This window comes from Lactobacillus sp. HBUAS51381, assembly GCF_012641095.1.
Classification (GTDB): Bacteria; Bacillota; Bacilli; order Lactobacillales; family Lactobacillaceae; genus Levilactobacillus.
On sequence record NZ_JAAVSC010000010.1, the window covers coordinates 46874 to 62529 of the forward strand.

The following is a 15656-nucleotide window of genomic DNA, read 5'->3' on the forward strand; positions in this document are numbered from 1 at the left end:
CGATGGGATTAAGCTATTTACATCGACTACATTTGTAAACATAAAGAGAAAGTGAGTGGATTCAATCATGGATAAACTATTCGTCTTACTGATTGCCGCGGCCGCCATTGCCTTCATTGCCTGGTGGTTCTTCGGTAAACACACCACGACCGCCGTTTCGGCCGACATGGTCACGACCGACAAACAAGATGTTGACGTCGCCGTTAGCGGGGGCTATTCCCCCAGCACCGTGGTGTTAAAACGCGGCGTTCCGGCCCAGATTACCTTTAACCGAAAGGACCCCTCGACCTGTCTGGAACAAGTCGTCTTCCCGGACTTCGGGATTAACGAATTTTTGCCCAAGGACGAGAACCACGCCATAACCATTGACACCAGCAAGCCCGGCGAATACGACTACGCTTGCGGGATGAACATGTTTCACGGCAAGGTCATCATTAAGTAATCGTTCAGAATTAAACCCAAATGGAGGTTATCTTATGACAAAATCAAACGCAACACAATCTGTTACCATCACCGTAGACGGCGGTTATTTTCCCAGCACCGTAACCTTGAAGCAGGGCGTTCCCGCCACCGTAACATTCAATCGAATTAGCACGACCGGCTGTCTGGATCAGGTCCAATTCCCCGACCGGAACCTCGTCACTGATCTACCCCTGAACACACCGCAGACTTTCACCATTGACACAAGCGCTGCTGGCGAACAACCCTTCAGTTGTGGCATGGGCATGGTTCACGGCAAGGTGGTGGTCGCACCATGACCATTAAGAATCGGTTCATTATTTCGCTAATTCTGTCGCTCCCCATGCTGGTGGAAATGGTAACCAAACCCTTTGGCCTCATGCTTCCAGGTGGCAACTGGACCATGTTTGTCCTCACCACTGGCGTCATGGTGCTCTCCGCTCGGCCCTTCATTCAAAGCGCCTGGGCGGCGTTCCGACACCACCACGCCGACATGGATACGCTGGTGGCCGTGGGAACGGCGACGGCTTACCTTTACAGCATCTACGCGATGTTAACCGGCAAGGCCGTCTTCTTTGAAAGTGCGGCCTTCGTGGTGACCTTTATTCTCCTCGGCCAATATTTTGAAGAAAAAATGAAGCACGCCGCTTCTGGTGCCGTGGAAAAATTGGTCAACTTACAGGCCAAGGAAGCCGAAGTCCTGCGCAATGGTCAACTTATCTCCGTTCCCTTAAATGACGTGGCGGTCGGCGACATCATTCGGGTTAAACCCGGACAGAAGATTGCGGTCGATGGCACCATCACCGAGGGAACTTCAACGATTGATGAATCCATGGTGACTGGGGAAAGCATGCCCGTCACCAAACAGGCTGGCGATGCCGTCATTGGCGCCACCATTAACGGCACGGGAACCTTCCTGTTCAAGGCCGGCAAGGTTGGCGATGATACCCTACTCGCGCAGATTGTTGAAATGGTCAAGAAGGTCCAAACCAGTCACGCCCCCATTCAAAAGACGGTGGACCGGGTGGCCGATATCTTCGTTCCCGCCGTTTTGATTGCGGCAATTCTGACCTTTACCGTTTGGTACGTCTTTCTCGGTGCGAGTCTGGTCAACGCCATGCTCTTTGCCGTTTCCGTGGTCATCATCGCCTGCCCTTGTGCCTTAGGAATCGCCACGCCAACCGCATTGATGGTCGGTACCGGTCGGAGTGCCAAACTGGGCATTCTCATCAAAAATGGTGAGGTCCTGGAGATGGCCAACCGTATCAAGACGGTGGTCTTCGATAAGACGGGCACCATCACTGCCGGTCAGCCGCAAGTCACCGATGTCGTGGGCGATCGCAAGCAGGTACTCCAACTCGCCGCGAGCCTGGAAGCAACCTCTGAACATCCCCTGGCAACGGCGATTCTGGCTGCGGCCAAGACCGACAATCTGACGCCTAAGGTCGTTGCGGATTTCCAAGCCCTACAGGGTAAGGGCGTCCAAGCCACGCTTGAGGGGCAGCGGGCATTTATCGGGAATACCAAGCTACTGACCGATAACCAGCTAACCCCCAACCTACAAGCGCAGATGACCCAACTGCAGGCCGCCGCAAAAACAGTGGTGCTCGTGGGCTTAAACGATCAGGTCATCGGGCTCATTGCCATCCAGGATGCGCCCAAGCCAAGTTCCGCTACGGCCATCGCCGCCCTGAAGAAGTGTGGGTTGCGGACGGTCATGTTGACCGGAGACAACCAACGGGTATCCCAAGCCATTGCCGATCAAGTGGGGATCGACGAGGTCATTGCCGACGTGCTCCCAGCCGATAAGGCCGCGGCCGTTGAACGCCTCCAAGCGACGGGTCCTGTCGCCTTCGTTGGGGATGGCATCAATGACGCGCCTGCCCTGACCACTGCCGATGTGGGGATTGCCATGGGCTCCGGTACCGATATCGCCATTGAATCCGGCGGAATCGTGCTGGTCAAGAATGACTTGCTCGATGTCGTTCGCGCACTCGAGCTCAGTCAGAAGACGTTCAGCCGAATCAAATTGAATCTCTTCTGGGCCTTCATCTACAATACCCTCGGGATTCCGGTTGCCGCCGGGATCTTTGCTGGAATTGGTCTGATGTTGAGTCCCGAACTAGCGGGCTTGGGGATGGCCTTCAGCTCCTTCTCCGTGGTCGCTAGCTCGTTACTCCTTAACAAGAGCAAGCTAACGACGACAGTTGCCGCTTAAACTTAAATCCAAAAAGGCGTTGACCATCGAAGCAATTCCGGTGGTCAACGCCTTTTTAATCTGTATTTCTGTGTCATACTGGCCGCCTTACCGTTCGCCAAATTTGGTCTGGAACGCGGTGGGCAGGACGGAAAAAGCCAAAGTGCTGTCTTTTTCCTCGCTTTGAGCCGAAAAATCGCGTCTCAAAGTCGCCAGTTTCCAAGCAAAACCACTTGGAAACTCCCACGGCTGAGACCAAATTTGACTCACTCACGGCTACATGGGGTGTGACGAATCAACGGAGAAGAACGTTGACATGTCGACAGTACCAAAGTGGCTTCCAGCCTACCGTAACCGGAGGTAGCCAGAGATGCAGGCAGCCGTGACAGCGGTGTTAGCTGTGCAACAGCTTACAGCGCGGGACGTGTTTGGAGACTGACGATTCTGGTCAGGCTTCAAACCGAGCCGGAGGACCGCTTCTCAGGCCGCAGGCGGTCCCCACAGCGCCGGAATCTCTGGCTGCCGCAGGTGGGATTGACGACCAATTTAAAGCTTGTCGTCTGGGAACTCAACCCTCAGCTCATTTACTTAACCGGCACACCTAGGGCCTGAACAATCGCATCCTCAAAGCTTTCCGGCTTGGTAATCGGGGCGTAGCGGTCAATCAACTGGCCATCGCGGCCAAGCAAGAATTTGGTGAAATTCCACTTGATCCGGCCGTGCCCGGCAGTGGCCTTTAGGTAGGTAAACAACGGATCTTCTTCATCCCCGTTGACCCGCACCTGTTTGGTCATAGGAAACGTCACACCATAGTGCAGCTGGCAGAAGTCGCTCGTGGCCTCGTCCGAATCGAGTTCCTGGTGAAATTGATTCGAGGGCAAGCCCAGGACGTCAAGACCCTGATCATGATACTTCTTGTACAGGGCTTCAATCCCTTCGAGCTGGGGCGCTAACCCACACTTGCTGGCCGTGTTGACGATCAAAAGCACCTTGCCACGATAGTCGTTAAAGTCAATGGTCTGACCGCTCATTTCAGTCTCTGAAAAATCGTAAATTGCCGTCATTTGAAAACTTCCTTTCTAAAAAAGAGGAGAGCTGTGCCAGCTTCCCCCCTCAAAAAATACGGTTCATTCAATTGTGCATAACTCAATTATACGCCAATTAATTTTAATTGGAAGTTATTCGACGGCTTGATAAACGGTCGCAAAGCTACCATTCCAAATGCCCTCATGATGCCGACGAATGACCGCGGCCGGCAGTTCTGGCGTATCGAAGGTCGTACTCATCCCCGCAATCGTAATCATATCGAACCCGCGGTCATGACCGACCCGAAAGGCCGTGTCCACACAGTATTCCGTTTGCAACCCACAGATTTCAACGCTCTCCGCATCAATGTGGTGTAGTCGATCAGCCAACCCCGTTTCGTAGAAAGAATCCGAATGGTATTTCAGAAAAACCGTGTCGTCCGCTTGCCGGTTCAGCCGGGCATCCAACCGCCAAGCATCACTGCCATACGGCAACTCGTCATCGGTATGCTGCATAAAAATTACCGGTCGTTCTTCATCATGATAAATATCCAGGCGCTCGTTGATTCGATCAACCAGTTCGGCGTACCCCGCCGCTTGATTCAACCCAGTCTGAACATCAATCACTAACAATACATCTGCCTGTGGCATGGCTCTCACCCTTTCGGTCATTAGTTATTTTGAGTGTAGCACGCTTCCCTCAAAATTTCATCACTTAGGGTGTTCCATCAACCACCTAATCCATGTTGACTAACAAGCACCCGGTCTCAGGCAATCGGTTCCGTTACCGATAAAATCCCAGCGCATCCAGCGCATACGTTCCCGCCGTCACGGCCACGGTCACGTGATGCTTAACCGCGGAGAGGCCTAAGAAGACGGCGTTCTCCGACTTGTCGGCCGCGCGCTGAGGCTGAAAGTTCGCCGCCAACAGGTGACCATCCACCTTCACACACAGGCGACTTGTCGCTGGCTGTTGGCCATATAGTGCGAATCCGGTTCCCGTAAAGTCAAAGGCCAGTTGGGTCTGATCCGAGGCTTTTCCGGTCGAAAGCGTCCGATTCCAAATCGTATTGCCCAAACCACAGTCGTGTTGCCATTCGCCTTGGTATGTGACCCGTTCGTCGAGGTCATCGATCCGCTGGTACTGCACACCGTCAGCCAAGTCGTTTTTCGCCACGACAATCTGGGTAATTTCCGTATGGTAGTATCCCGTTCCCACCTTGATTCGGCCACTGTAATGCGGATTATCCGTATCTACATATGAGAACACCCGGTTTCCATCAACGCTGGCCGTGAGCCGATTTCCCTGTATGCCGAAGCGGACTTGATGCAGACGGGCCAAGTCTAAATTGTCCACGTGCTGCAAGGCCACGACTCGATCGTCCTTGAGGAGTTGGCAACCGCCATCCGTCATCAATTTGAAGACGTACGGCGCACTTTCCAAGCGGCCCTTGACGTCCGTGACCTGGTACAACCCAATCCCCAGATAGTTGCCACTAGGCGAGTTCTGTTGCGTTTGCTGGTCAAATTTCACCGACAGCTGGACGGTATAGTTTCGCCAACGGTCATCTCCCAGCGTAAAGTTCGGCGCGTAGGAATACTCCCAGTCTAAGGCCCGTTCGGTTTCGGTGATCTGTTGGCGCAAGACCCCCTGACCATCACGAACCTCAACCTCAAAGGCGCCACCCTGATCCGTGGTATACCGCGGCGTGCCGCCTCGTTTGGCCTGATAGTCCGTCGCATAACCAAAGTCGTCTTGGTAGAAGATGGCCTGACTGTCGGCCACGTCCAGCAAGTCATTGTCAACGGGTGCCACCTGCCGGGTATAGGTCACGGCCGGATCGGCCCCCAAGTCCAAAGTCGTCGCCGTCACAATAGAATGTGACCGCACGTGAACGGTGAGTTGCCCCGCCTTAGCCGTGATCGTCTCGCGCTGGCGTTTCAACCCACTATCATAGGCCTGTCCGGCTTCCGGTCCGCGACTTTCCCACACCGTGACGGGCTTGCCGACCGCTGGTAAATGGTGAAGTTGCAGGGTATAGGTACGCGGTTCGGCGCTATCGTTCACAAAGATCGTAGAGAAATCCTGCTTGTCCGGCGCCACCAGCGTGAGGTAGCTCGGGGCCGCCGTCTGGGTCGTCAGGTTCTCCGTGCCGCCGACCTGGCTGTCACAGGCGCTAGGCAGATACCGCCACGGATTGGTTTCCTGCCAACCGGCTTGGGCGAAGTCCGTGAAGTGTTTCATCACCTGCAGGCCCACGTTATCGACCTCGAAGTAACCGGACCAGGGGTGATTGGCCGTGATCAATTCCTTATGGCTATAGTTTACGCCCGGGTAATACGCCGCGACCGCCGGCTGAAAGATATAAAACGTTCGCCGCGACTTGACGTAGCTCTTAATCAGGCGATTGGCCACGTCCAAACCACTCTGCTGCCCACCGATCCCGTCGTCGGAACTGGCCCGCACGCGGTATTTGCCAAAGGTCATCGGCGCAATGCCCTCGCTGTACCAGACCTCGCGTTTTTGATTATCGGCTAGTCGTTTGTATTGATTATGGGGGCCATCATCGGTATTGTAGTGATAGCCGACCGCCGCCACCCGTTGGAGCAGGTCGGGATCGTTGAGCATGGCATCGCCAAAGTCCGTTTCATAGTTCTGATCGGCCGCAATGATCTTAATGCGCTGGTACTGCGCCACCGGAAAGCCGGTGGGAAAATCCGTATCCGTTCGCAACCGGTCGGCGAACCATTTAATCCACCGGTACATCGGGTGTTTGGTCTCGTTACGGTCCGGATCAACGTAGTCAAAGAGGTACCCGAACTGCTGATAGGCGGCGACAATGGTCTGCTTGTAGAGTTGATACATCGGTTCATAGGCGTCGGTACTGACGAGATGATCGGGATCGTCACTCTTCACGGCTTGCCACAACGGCCGCAGGTACCCGGGTTCGCCCCACCGTAAAAGACTGGTCTTCAACTGCGGATTCAGTCGCTTGGCATCCGCAATCAGCTGGTAACCCGCGCCCCGTAAGACGTTAGCGGGCTCATCGGCGGCACGTTTCGTTGCCGGTTCCGTGCCGGACGAGGTGTTGGCATCGTCCCCCAACTCCAGTTTAACCATGGTCATCAGCGGATGCTGCCCACCGAATAGGATTTGTAGGATCTGGTGATAACTCGCCGGCTGTTCCGCTTTATAGTCCAGCAACAATCGCGAGGAATTATTACAACTCAGATATCCAAACCCCTTGAATGTATTGGCGTCCTGGGCCGTGGTATCCAAAAGATCCCCATTGATTTTTACTTGTGTCGTATTCATAAGTTTTGTCACGCTCCAATCGCAATTTTAAAAGTGAAGAAAGTCAAAAACTTCAATCTCAGGCACTATTTTTTCTGAACTTTACGGCTATAATAATTATATGGAATGGAATACATAGCCTATAAATAAATCTAATTAAGGGAGGATTGTCCGATGACAACCATCAAGGACGTGGCCAAAAGCGCCGGCGTATCGGCCTCAACCGTTTCACGAATTCTAAATTACGATACCACCCTGGCCGTCAGCGAAGAAACCCGTCGCAAGGTCCTAGAGGTCGCCGAGAAGTTACAGTACAAGAAGAAACCTAAGAAGGCCAAGCAGTCCGGCGCCAAGATCGCCGTGATTCAATGGCACTCCGATAAAGAAGAGCTCAACGATCTCTACTACTATCAGATCCAATACGGCATCGAGACGCGCGCGCTAAGTGGCGGCGTGTCCGTGGACACCATCTCGTTTAACAATATCGACCACATCGACCTGACGGACTACGCCGGGATCATCGCCGTGGGAAAATACGATGAATCGGAAATCCACCATCTCGCCGACTACCACAAACCACTTGTTTTCATTGGCGAGAACTATCTGCTCTACGGTTTCGACAGCGTACAGAGTGACTTCTTAACCCCCATTAACTGGATCATTAACCACTACCTGGACGAAGGCATCAAGGATATCGGGTTGATTGCCGGTCAGGAAGAAACGTTGACCGAACACAACGCCGTGTACGATCCCCGCGCCACCACCTACCGGACCCGCATGCGCCGCGAAGGCTTGTTTAATCCCGACTACCTCTTTACCGGCAGTTATGGGCCCGACTCCGGCTACCTCCTGATGGAACGGGCCATTACCGAGCTACGAGACGACCTGCCCCACGCCTTCATTATCGGGAGTGACTCCATGGCTATCGGGGCCCTCAAAGCGCTGAAGCAACACGACATTCAGGTTCCTGACCGCGTCAACATCATCAGCTTCAACGACGTCGCCATCGCCAAATACGCCTATCCGGCGCTGACCACGGTCCACGTTTACACGGAAATCATGGGCGAACGGGCCTTCGATCTCCTACAGGAACAAATCAAGGAACCCAACAAGATTCCCGAATCCGTGGTGATTAGCACCCGCATCATCCAGCGCGACAGCAGTCTGTAGGGCCTTTAACCAATCGTCAACTAAAAACCGCAGTAAAACCAGGACTTATCGGGCCTGGCTTTACTGCGGTTTTAACTGTTCACTTGATCCGCCCACAGGCTCAAGCCGAAAATTAATTAGAAGCCTCACCGACTCAAGAACAGCAAATACTGGCCGCCTTACCGTTCGCCAAATTTGGTCTGGAACGCGGTGGGCAGGACGGAAAAAGCCAAAGGACTGTCTTTTTCCTCGCTTTGAGCCGAAAAACCACGTCTCAAAGTCGCCAGTTTCCAAGCAAAACCACTTGGAAACTCCCACGGCTGAGACCAAATTTGACTCACTCACGGCTACGCGAGATACGACCGATTAACATGGATGAACACTACCATTTTGGGGATGTTCCCGCACATCTAATGAATTTTAATCACCGTAACCGGAGGCAGCCAGAGATGTAGGCAGCCGTGACAGCGGTGTTAGCTGATTTTCAGCTTACAGCGCGGGACGTGTTTGAAGACTGGCGATCTTGGTCAGGCTTCAAACCGAGCCGGAGGACCGCTTCTCAGGCCGCAGGCGGTCCCCACAGCGCCGGAATCTCTGGCTGACGCAGGTGGGCATTAACGTTAAGGTTACTGGTCAGCGAATCATGATCTAAAGTCCTAATTCTTAAAGTTCGGGTCGATTCCCAGCCAGCGTTTGCGCAAGTAGAAGGCGGCCGCTTTGGGTTGGCGGTCGCGGGTAAACAGGCCCTTCTTGTTGCCGTTGACCCGCATGTTGCCCTCAACCGTTTGGAAATCGGCTAAGTTCCAAGGCTGTTCGCCGCGAATGAAGTCGTAGGAGTCGAAGACCCGGTTGAACATCTGAAGCAGTTCGATCTGGTATTCCTCACTCCACATCACGGAAGGCAACTTGTGTAAGCCCGGCTGCGTGTCGGCCCCATACTCGGAGAAGACCACCGGCTTGTCGATGTCCGAAGCCGCCCATTTGTCGAGTTCTTCGCGCAGGCCGGCCTCGCCATCGGAAATCTCGTAGCCCCACTTGTGATACCAGCCGGGGTAACGGTTCAACAGGTAGAAGTCTGGGAATTGCTTGCAGTAGGACGTATCGAAAGTGTCATCTTCGTTGAGCGTAAAGGTCCGTGGCCGTTGCTCGGGGTCCAAGGCCTTGGTGTCCGCAAAGAGCTGTTCAAAGTACGGGACGGCAGACTTGCTGGACGTATCCGGTTCGTTTAATAAGCTCCAGGCCAACACGCTCGGATGGTTCTTGTCACGATGAATCATATCCGTAATCTGGTCGAGATGCTTCTTGTAGAGCTCCGTCGTCCAATCGCCATCAAAGAACGACTGATCCAGGCCGCCCAGGAAGCTAGCGGCGGCCATCTTAAAGCCCACGGCCGGCACCTCATCGATGATCAGGAAGCCTTCGCGGTCGGCGAAACGATAAACCTCTTCATCGTAGGGATAATGGGACGTTCTAAAGGAATTGGCGCCCATCCACTTCATCAACTCAAAGTCCCGTTTCTCAACGTTCAGGTCGAAGGCCCGACCGGCATAAATGCTATCTTCGTGCCGTCCAAACCCTTTCAGGTAAACGGGTTCGCCGTTGACCAAGATTTGATGGCCGGAGATGGCAATCGTCCGCAGACCAATTTCATCGCTATACTCATCGATCAGCTGGTCGTTCGCGGTCAGTTGAATCGTTAAGGTATACAGGTGGGCATCACGCACTTTCCACAACAACGGTTGCTGAACGACTAGGTCGCCCGCACGGCCATTGCCGGTCGCCACAACCTGGCCCGTTTCATCCCGCAACGTGACACTGACGCTGGCGGCAGATTGGCTGGTTGCCACGGTGTAGTGGACCGTGGCCACGTCATCCTTTAACGTGGTGACCGCCGTGTAGTCAACGATATGGTTCTGTGGCGTGGCAATCAGGTGGACACTGCGGTTCAACCCGGAGTAATTGTAAAAGTCAAAGAAGGGTTTAGCCATCTTCTTGCCGTTCTTCAGGACCGCCGTGTCGCCAGCTGGGAGCGCATCGCGATGCAGTTCGTTGTTCATCTTGACCGCAACGGTATTGACCTCATCGAACTTCACCGCACTGGTAATATCGGCCAAGAACGGCAGGAAGCCGCCCTCATGCTGGCGAATCTCCTGACCATTGACGTAAATGGTGGCTCGGTGCGTCGCCGCGCCAAAGCGTAAGCCAATCAGTTGGCCCCGCAGATAGCCGGGCACAAAGACTTGCTTGGCATACCAGAAGTCTCCGGTGAATTCACGGGCATCCTTGTCCGTGAAGAAGTCGTTGAAACTAGCGGGAACCGGCATTTTAATCGGATCGGGCAACTGGATTGGCCAGTCTTGGGCAACGCCCTGACTATCGCGGTCAAATTCAAAATTCCAAAGACCATCCAGTTTCTGATCAAACCGGCATTTATTCGTAATTGGGTACAGTAACTCTTTCTCCATAGCGTCTGATTCCTCCAAACTTTTCTTTAAAATTCGTCTAGCGTGACCTTGGTCGTCTGACCGTTCAGGGTAATTTCCACGCGATTCCCCACCAGGGCTACCGTTGGAACGACAATTTGGCCGGCGGCGTCTAGGCTTTCCAATTCGCGATCACCCAAGTATAAGGAGACCAGCGTATGTTTGCCGGGCTTTAAGATCCCGGTCTGTAAGGGAATCTTGGTCTTCGGGAAGTAAATATTGGTGTTGGGTTCCGGGACGGACAGCTCGACTTTCAAATCATCCGACAAGCCCACCAAGCCGGTAATCCCCACGCGCGTCCGATAGAAGACGGCATTCTTCGTCTGCACGTCAACTTCGTGTTCTTGCGGATCGCCACTGTCGGGACCGGCGAAGCTGCCCTCGGCGATGTGCAGGGTCCGGTTGGTCTCAATCTGGTGGACGCGCACGTGCCAAGGCATCGCGGGAATCACGTAGTTTTTAATCTCCACGTCGGCCCACGGTTGCCAGTCGGAATAAACGTAATCATCGTGAATCTGGTAATCGGCGTACTTGAAGGCCGTCCGCCAGAAGTTATCCGATTCGGAGACCGCCAGCGTGTTGTCAAAGGCCCCCTGCTTCAACAGGACCGACCCCTTAGGCGTACTGAAGCCAAAGGAAGACGAATAGACGTATTTTTCGTATTTCGCCGCACCGGCCGCGTGTTCGTGCGAGTGTTGTCCCGCCGTAAACGACTGAACCTCTTGCCCCGTCTTGCTGTGGGCCACCAACATACGCGGCTCCGGCTGTTTCTTCAAAGGCACAAACTTAAAGTCCTCACTCTCCGGCGTGGTCCAGAACGGATCGTCATCGGGCAGCGCGTAAAAGATAAAGGTCTTCAAGGCCCAATAAGCCGAGGCCGGACCATTGTAGCCCTCCGCAAAGACCATGTTGGGATAAGCGTAGCCGATCGGAATCAAGCCGTCCGTGGTGAAAATGTTCTGCTGGAACCACCAGCGTAAGTTGTTGAGGAGCAGGTGCTTGATGTCCCCTAATTCATAACCATCCGGCAAGTCGATGTGGGCGTAGGCCGCCACCGCCCAGAAGGCCGCCTGGGCAAACCGATAGTCCAGGCTCCGACCATAGGGTAAGGCCGCCCCGTCGGCCGCAAACCAGTTGGCATAGCTGGGGACAAAGGCCTTAGCGCGTTCCCGCAGTAAGGTCGCCTCGTCGCCCTGCCAATCGGTCAGGCCAACCGTTAATAAGGTGAAGAACTGGTAGGCAAACGGGATGTAATTATCAATCTGATTCTGATACCCGTCGTAGGACCAGCCGTGATCGAGGTAGTGGGTGTTGGTGATCGCGTAGTCATCGGCCACCAGCTGGGCATGATCGGCATACCCGGTGTCGGTGATAAACTTGTTAACCATCGCCCTGAAGAAGAGCCAGTTGGTCTTGGGTACGACCTTGCCATTGACCTGATTCATCCAGTCAATGATCTGTTTTTGCTGGGTCGTCGACAAGCTGTCCCAGAAGTTAGGCTTGGTCTCGTAGAGAAAGGCCGTCAGCGCGCCCATTTCAACGAAAAGTTGATCGTAATCGCCGAGGTCACCGCCCCAGTAGCTGTCGGACTGTGGATCGACCCCTGCCAAGATTCCCTGGGTGACCAACTCAAACCATTCTGGATAGCCCTTAACATTTTCGGCATTGCCGAAGAAGGGTCCCAGTCCCCAGAGCAGGCGCATGAAGCCTTCGATTTCCGTCTTATCTTGGAGATAAACTGCCCCACTGTCGCTCATGCGGAACCGACCCTTTTGTTTCTGTTGACTCAAGACGTCCATGGCTGGGCTTAAAATATCGAGTAGCGCCGCCTTGACATCCGCCTTACTTCTGAGCGGATTAGCCTTGATCTGTTCGTTAAATAATTGCCGTTTCACGTAAAGTCCTCCTTTACATCCCTTGTTAAAAAGGCTCTACGCCGTGACTGACATAGAGTCTTTTCATCATGACACGTGACACAAAATCTACCGTACACGCTTAATCATGGCGATGGCGATCCCACCGATTAATTCCATGACGATGGCGAAGATGAAGATGGCGCCATAACCGAAAGCCGCAACGATGGCGGAAGCCACCATGGCCCCCAACATCTGGCCCAGCGTGTTGGCCAAGTTAATGAGCCCCAAGTCCTTACCAGCCGTATCGGATGATGGCAAAACGTCCATGTTCAACGCCCCATCGACGGAGTTGTACAACCCATTACCGAAGGCAGCGATGACGGCGTAAACGAACATTGCCCATGGCTTCTGCACGAACAGTGGGAACAAGGCCGCAAACCCTAAGGCAAAGGTCGCAATCACAACAGGCGCCTTAACCCGGTTCAGCTTATCGGCTAATGGTCCCCCAATCAGGGCAAAGATGACCCCAATGATTAACATAATGGAAGAGAAAATTGAAATGGATTTTCCGGCTTCACTGGTTCCCTGACCGATGTAATCGGTGAACAGGAAGAGCAAGAAGGTCGTGACAATCGTTGAGCCAACCACCATGAAGAACTTACCGGTCAGTGCCAGGTAAAAGTCCCGTGCATCGTGGGTTGGGAAGAAGAAGTACTTCTTTAAGGTGTCCTTATTCAAGGCCACTTTAGGCTCGTCCAAATTCCCCTTTTCTTTAATCAGGAGCAAATGAATGATGGCCAAGACCACGGTACTGCCGGCCATGAAGTAAATCCCCATCTTAACGTTACCCAAGAATTGCGCAGCTAACAGCGCGAATCCTTGTTGGGCAATGGTAAACCCAACGCCATAGAAGGTTGAAACCGTTCCCCGCCATTTCGGGGCAACCCGGTCCGATATTTGCGGATATATCGCCGCCGCAATCGCGTTTTCGGCCGCGGCCGCGATAATCCAAATAAAGATGATGGCGACAACGGATTTGACGTTGGCAATCACAATCAATGAAAGGGCAACGGCAATGGTCCCAATCACAATGTACGGCTTCCGTTTCCCAAACCGCGTCCGAGTCACATCAGAAAATGCCCCGAATAACAGGTTGGCAACGGCCCCGGTAATGGAAGCGACTGTGGCTAAAATCCCAACGGCCCAAACCTTATGTACGGGATCGAGTTGGGCGAATAATTGCGGAATTAAAACACTTCGGGTAGACCCAATGGGACCGTACCAGCATAATGGCGCTAAAAACATGGCGGAAGAAACCATCCAAGGCAGTTTCGGTTGTTCCTCGTCCTTAACTTTGGCGTTGGTAACGACCCCGACACCAGCCTGGACGGCGTCTTTATCCGTCTGATCCTTTTTCGACATTACTTCTCACTCCTAAGTATGTATGGATTTTGTAAGGGCTTTCTTTTTGACGTAATTTTTTGTTCTCGGCTTGGTTGCGACCGAGAACAACAGTAAATCTTTCGAAATTACCTTTAATAAAACCGCTTACAAATGGATTATAACGCAGTTTTTTTGTAAAGTATAGACTTATTTTAGTAAAACACAGTGACTTTTCGCACTATTTTACTAAATTCATTGCTGTTCGGCCGCCGTGCCAACCGGTTTGGCACGACTAAAAAACGGGTGCCGCTACGCACCCGTCTTTCCACTATCGCTTTGTTTCATTTGACTAAAGGTTGAAAGATAGAAAACAGCTAGGATTCCTAGTGTGACAAGGATAACAATCATTATAATATGATAATCGCGTGCTGGCCGCCTTGCCGTTCGCCAAATTTGGTCTGGATCGCGGTGAGAAGAATCGGAAAAAGCCAAAGTGCTGTCTTTTCCCTCGCTTTGAGCCGTCAGCCCGCTGTCGTCTTGTCATCAACATAGCCGAAACGTGCGCCAACAGGCAACTGGCTCCGCTTAACACTGATAGACAAATAATCCAAAGGCGGGATTATCCGCCTATCAGCGTTAATGCTCGCCAGTTAACCGCCTGTTGGCACACTCTTGTCAACGGCTGAGACCAAACTTGAATCACTCACAGCTACATGAGGTGTATCCAATTAACATGTAGTAAACGCGGTCATTTCAGCGATGTCACCGCACGTTTAGTAGTTTACAACCATCGTAACCGGAGGCAGCTAGAGATGGAGGTAGCCGTGACAGCGGTGTTAGCTGTGCAACAGCTTACAGCGCGGGACGTGTTTGGAGACTGACGGGTTTTGTCAGGCTTCAAACCGAGCCGGAAGACCGCTTCTCAGGCCGCAGGCGGTCCCCACAGCGCCGGAATCTCTGGCAGCCGCAGGTGCGTTAATCTCTAGTTTAATGGCGATAAACCTTGCCAGCTGGGAACTGGCGTTTGTTCGTGAACTTTCAATCTTTAGTCATTTGATTCCATCGTAGAATTGGCTGCTTAAACTTGGTCAATCAACATTGCTTTCAATGATTTTTCCACTAGTACCAACGTGGTCGATGACCGTAGCAAGCCAATGCTAGTCCACACGCTTCTTCTGTAAGGCCATCTTTAACCACCCAATCACAGCGGGTAATAGCGAAACCACGATAATCCCCAGCACAACCGCCGAGAAGTGGTCCTTCACGAAGGCAATATTTCCGAAGAAGTAGCCGCCCCCGCAACACAGAGTCACCCACGTGATGGCCGCGCTCACGTTGTACGTCAAAAATCGCCGATAGCTAAACTGCGAACCGGCGGCGACAAACGGGACAAACGTCCGAATAATGGGCAGAAACCGGCCCAGAAAAATCGCAATGGGGCCGTGCTTACGAAAGAACCGTGCCGACTGGTCCAGCCGTTCCTGATTGATCAACTTGCCAAACCAGGACCGGCGATTCAGCGCCACACCAGCCCGGCGCCCCAAGTAGAAGTTAAGCGAGTCGCCGCCAATCGCCGCGACCAAAAACAGGGGTACGAATAACCAAATGTGCAGTCCATACGCCGGATTAGCCGCTAGGGCCGCCGCGGCAAACAACAGTGAATCACCGGGAAGAAACGGCAAGATGACCGCACCCGTTTCGACAAAAACAATGGCGAACAGGATCAGGTAGGTCGAACTCCCAAATGTATTCACGATGCTGACCAAGTGACTATCAATATGCAACACAAAATCAATGAGATATCCCATG

At 53.1% G+C, this 15656-nt stretch carries 11 protein-coding genes; 4 read left to right on the plus strand and 7 right to left on the minus strand.

Annotated elements, in window-relative coordinates; genetic code table 11:
- The first annotated feature begins 67 nt into the window (after window positions 1-67).
- The 3 genes from HEQ50_RS05250 to HEQ50_RS05260 are packed head-to-tail and all read left to right on the plus strand — an operon-like array spanning window position 68 to window position 2677.
- Complete coding sequence (locus HEQ50_RS05250; RefSeq protein WP_211089218.1) at window positions 68-442, plus strand: cupredoxin domain-containing protein; 375 nt, start codon at window positions 68-70, stop codon at window positions 440-442.
- Window positions 443-476: 34 nt separating this feature from the next.
- Window positions 477-758, plus strand: coding sequence for a cupredoxin domain-containing protein (locus HEQ50_RS05255; protein ID WP_168899476.1), 282 nt, complete (start codon window positions 477-479; stop codon window positions 756-758).
- On the plus strand, window positions 755-2677 hold the full coding sequence (locus HEQ50_RS05260) for a copper-translocating P-type ATPase (protein WP_168899477.1): 1923 nt from the start codon (window positions 755-757) through the stop codon (window positions 2675-2677). The genes HEQ50_RS05255 and HEQ50_RS05260 overlap by 4 nt, the downstream gene beginning before the upstream one ends.
- 563 nt (window positions 2678-3240) lie before the next feature.
- Here the strand turns inward: HEQ50_RS05260 and HEQ50_RS05265 are convergent.
- The 3 genes from HEQ50_RS05265 to HEQ50_RS05275 form a co-directional block, all read right to left on the minus strand.
- A complete protein-coding gene (locus tag HEQ50_RS05265; RefSeq protein WP_168899478.1) occupies window positions 3241-3720 on the minus strand; it encodes a glutathione peroxidase in 480 nt (159 codons plus the stop codon).
- A 114-nt stretch (window positions 3721-3834) separates the two neighbouring features.
- Complete coding sequence (locus HEQ50_RS05270) at window positions 3835-4332, minus strand: isochorismatase family protein (RefSeq protein ID WP_168899479.1); 498 nt, start codon at window positions 4330-4332, stop codon at window positions 3835-3837.
- A 133-nt stretch (window positions 4333-4465) separates the two neighbouring features.
- Window positions 4466-6997 carry a glycosyl hydrolase gene (locus tag HEQ50_RS05275; RefSeq protein WP_168899480.1) on the minus strand — a complete coding sequence of 844 codons (2532 nt, stop codon included), beginning with the start codon at window positions 6995-6997 and terminating at the stop codon, window positions 4466-4468.
- A gap of 153 nt (window positions 6998-7150) precedes the next feature.
- Here HEQ50_RS05275 and HEQ50_RS05280 point away from each other — a divergent pair, with 153 nt between their 5' ends.
- The gene (locus tag HEQ50_RS05280; protein ID WP_168899481.1) at window positions 7151-8146 is read left to right on the plus strand and encodes a LacI family DNA-binding transcriptional regulator; all 996 of its coding nucleotides are present in this window, start codon (window positions 7151-7153) and stop codon (window positions 8144-8146) included.
- 635 nt (window positions 8147-8781) lie between these two features.
- On the opposite strand, the gene uidA is transcribed toward HEQ50_RS05280, so the two are convergent.
- The 4 genes from uidA to HEQ50_RS05300 form a co-directional block, all read right to left on the minus strand.
- Complete coding sequence (gene uidA, locus HEQ50_RS05285; protein ID WP_168899482.1) at window positions 8782-10590, minus strand: beta-glucuronidase; 1809 nt, start codon at window positions 10588-10590, stop codon at window positions 8782-8784.
- Between the two features lie 26 nt (window positions 10591-10616).
- Window positions 10617-12503 (minus strand): DUF2264 domain-containing protein, encoded by a 1887-nt coding sequence (locus HEQ50_RS05290; RefSeq protein ID WP_168899483.1) that lies wholly within the window; start codon window positions 12501-12503, stop codon window positions 10617-10619.
- Between the two features lie 87 nt (window positions 12504-12590).
- Window positions 12591-13886 (minus strand): MFS transporter, encoded by a 1296-nt coding sequence (locus tag HEQ50_RS05295; RefSeq protein WP_168899484.1) that lies wholly within the window; start codon window positions 13884-13886, stop codon window positions 12591-12593.
- A gap of 1118 nt (window positions 13887-15004) precedes the next feature.
- Window positions 15005-15655 (minus strand): VTT domain-containing protein, encoded by a 651-nt coding sequence (locus tag HEQ50_RS05300; protein WP_168899485.1) that lies wholly within the window; start codon window positions 15653-15655, stop codon window positions 15005-15007.
- Between the last annotated feature and the right edge of the window lies 1 nt (window position 15656).

Excerpts from the sequence above, each read along its gene's own strand:
- HEQ50_RS05250 (WP_211089218.1), top strand. The coding sequence starts at position 68 with ATGGATAAACTATTCGTCTTACTGATTGCCGCGGCCGCCATTGCCTTC.
- HEQ50_RS05255 (WP_168899476.1), top strand. The coding sequence starts at position 477 with ATGACAAAATCAAACGCAACACAATCTGTTACCATCACCGTAGACGGC.
- HEQ50_RS05260 (WP_168899477.1), top strand. The coding sequence starts at position 755 with ATGACCATTAAGAATCGGTTCATTATTTCGCTAATTCTGTCGCTCCCC.
- HEQ50_RS05265 (WP_168899478.1), bottom strand. The coding sequence starts at position 3,720 with ATGACGGCAATTTACGATTTTTCAGAGACTGAAATGAGCGGTCAGACC.
- HEQ50_RS05270 (WP_168899479.1), bottom strand. The coding sequence starts at position 4,332 with ATGCCACAGGCAGATGTATTGTTAGTGATTGATGTTCAGACTGGGTTG.
- HEQ50_RS05275 (WP_168899480.1), bottom strand. The coding sequence starts at position 6,997 with ATGAATACGACACAAGTAAAAATCAATGGGGATCTTTTGGATACCACG.
- HEQ50_RS05280 (WP_168899481.1), top strand. The coding sequence starts at position 7,151 with ATGACAACCATCAAGGACGTGGCCAAAAGCGCCGGCGTATCGGCCTCA.
- uidA (WP_168899482.1), bottom strand. The coding sequence starts at position 10,590 with ATGGAGAAAGAGTTACTGTACCCAATTACGAATAAATGCCGGTTTGAT.
- HEQ50_RS05295 (WP_168899484.1), bottom strand. The coding sequence starts at position 13,886 with ATGTCGAAAAAGGATCAGACGGATAAAGACGCCGTCCAGGCTGGTGTC.
- HEQ50_RS05300 (WP_168899485.1), bottom strand. The coding sequence starts at position 15,655 with ATGGGATATCTCATTGATTTTGTGTTGCATATTGATAGTCACTTGGTC.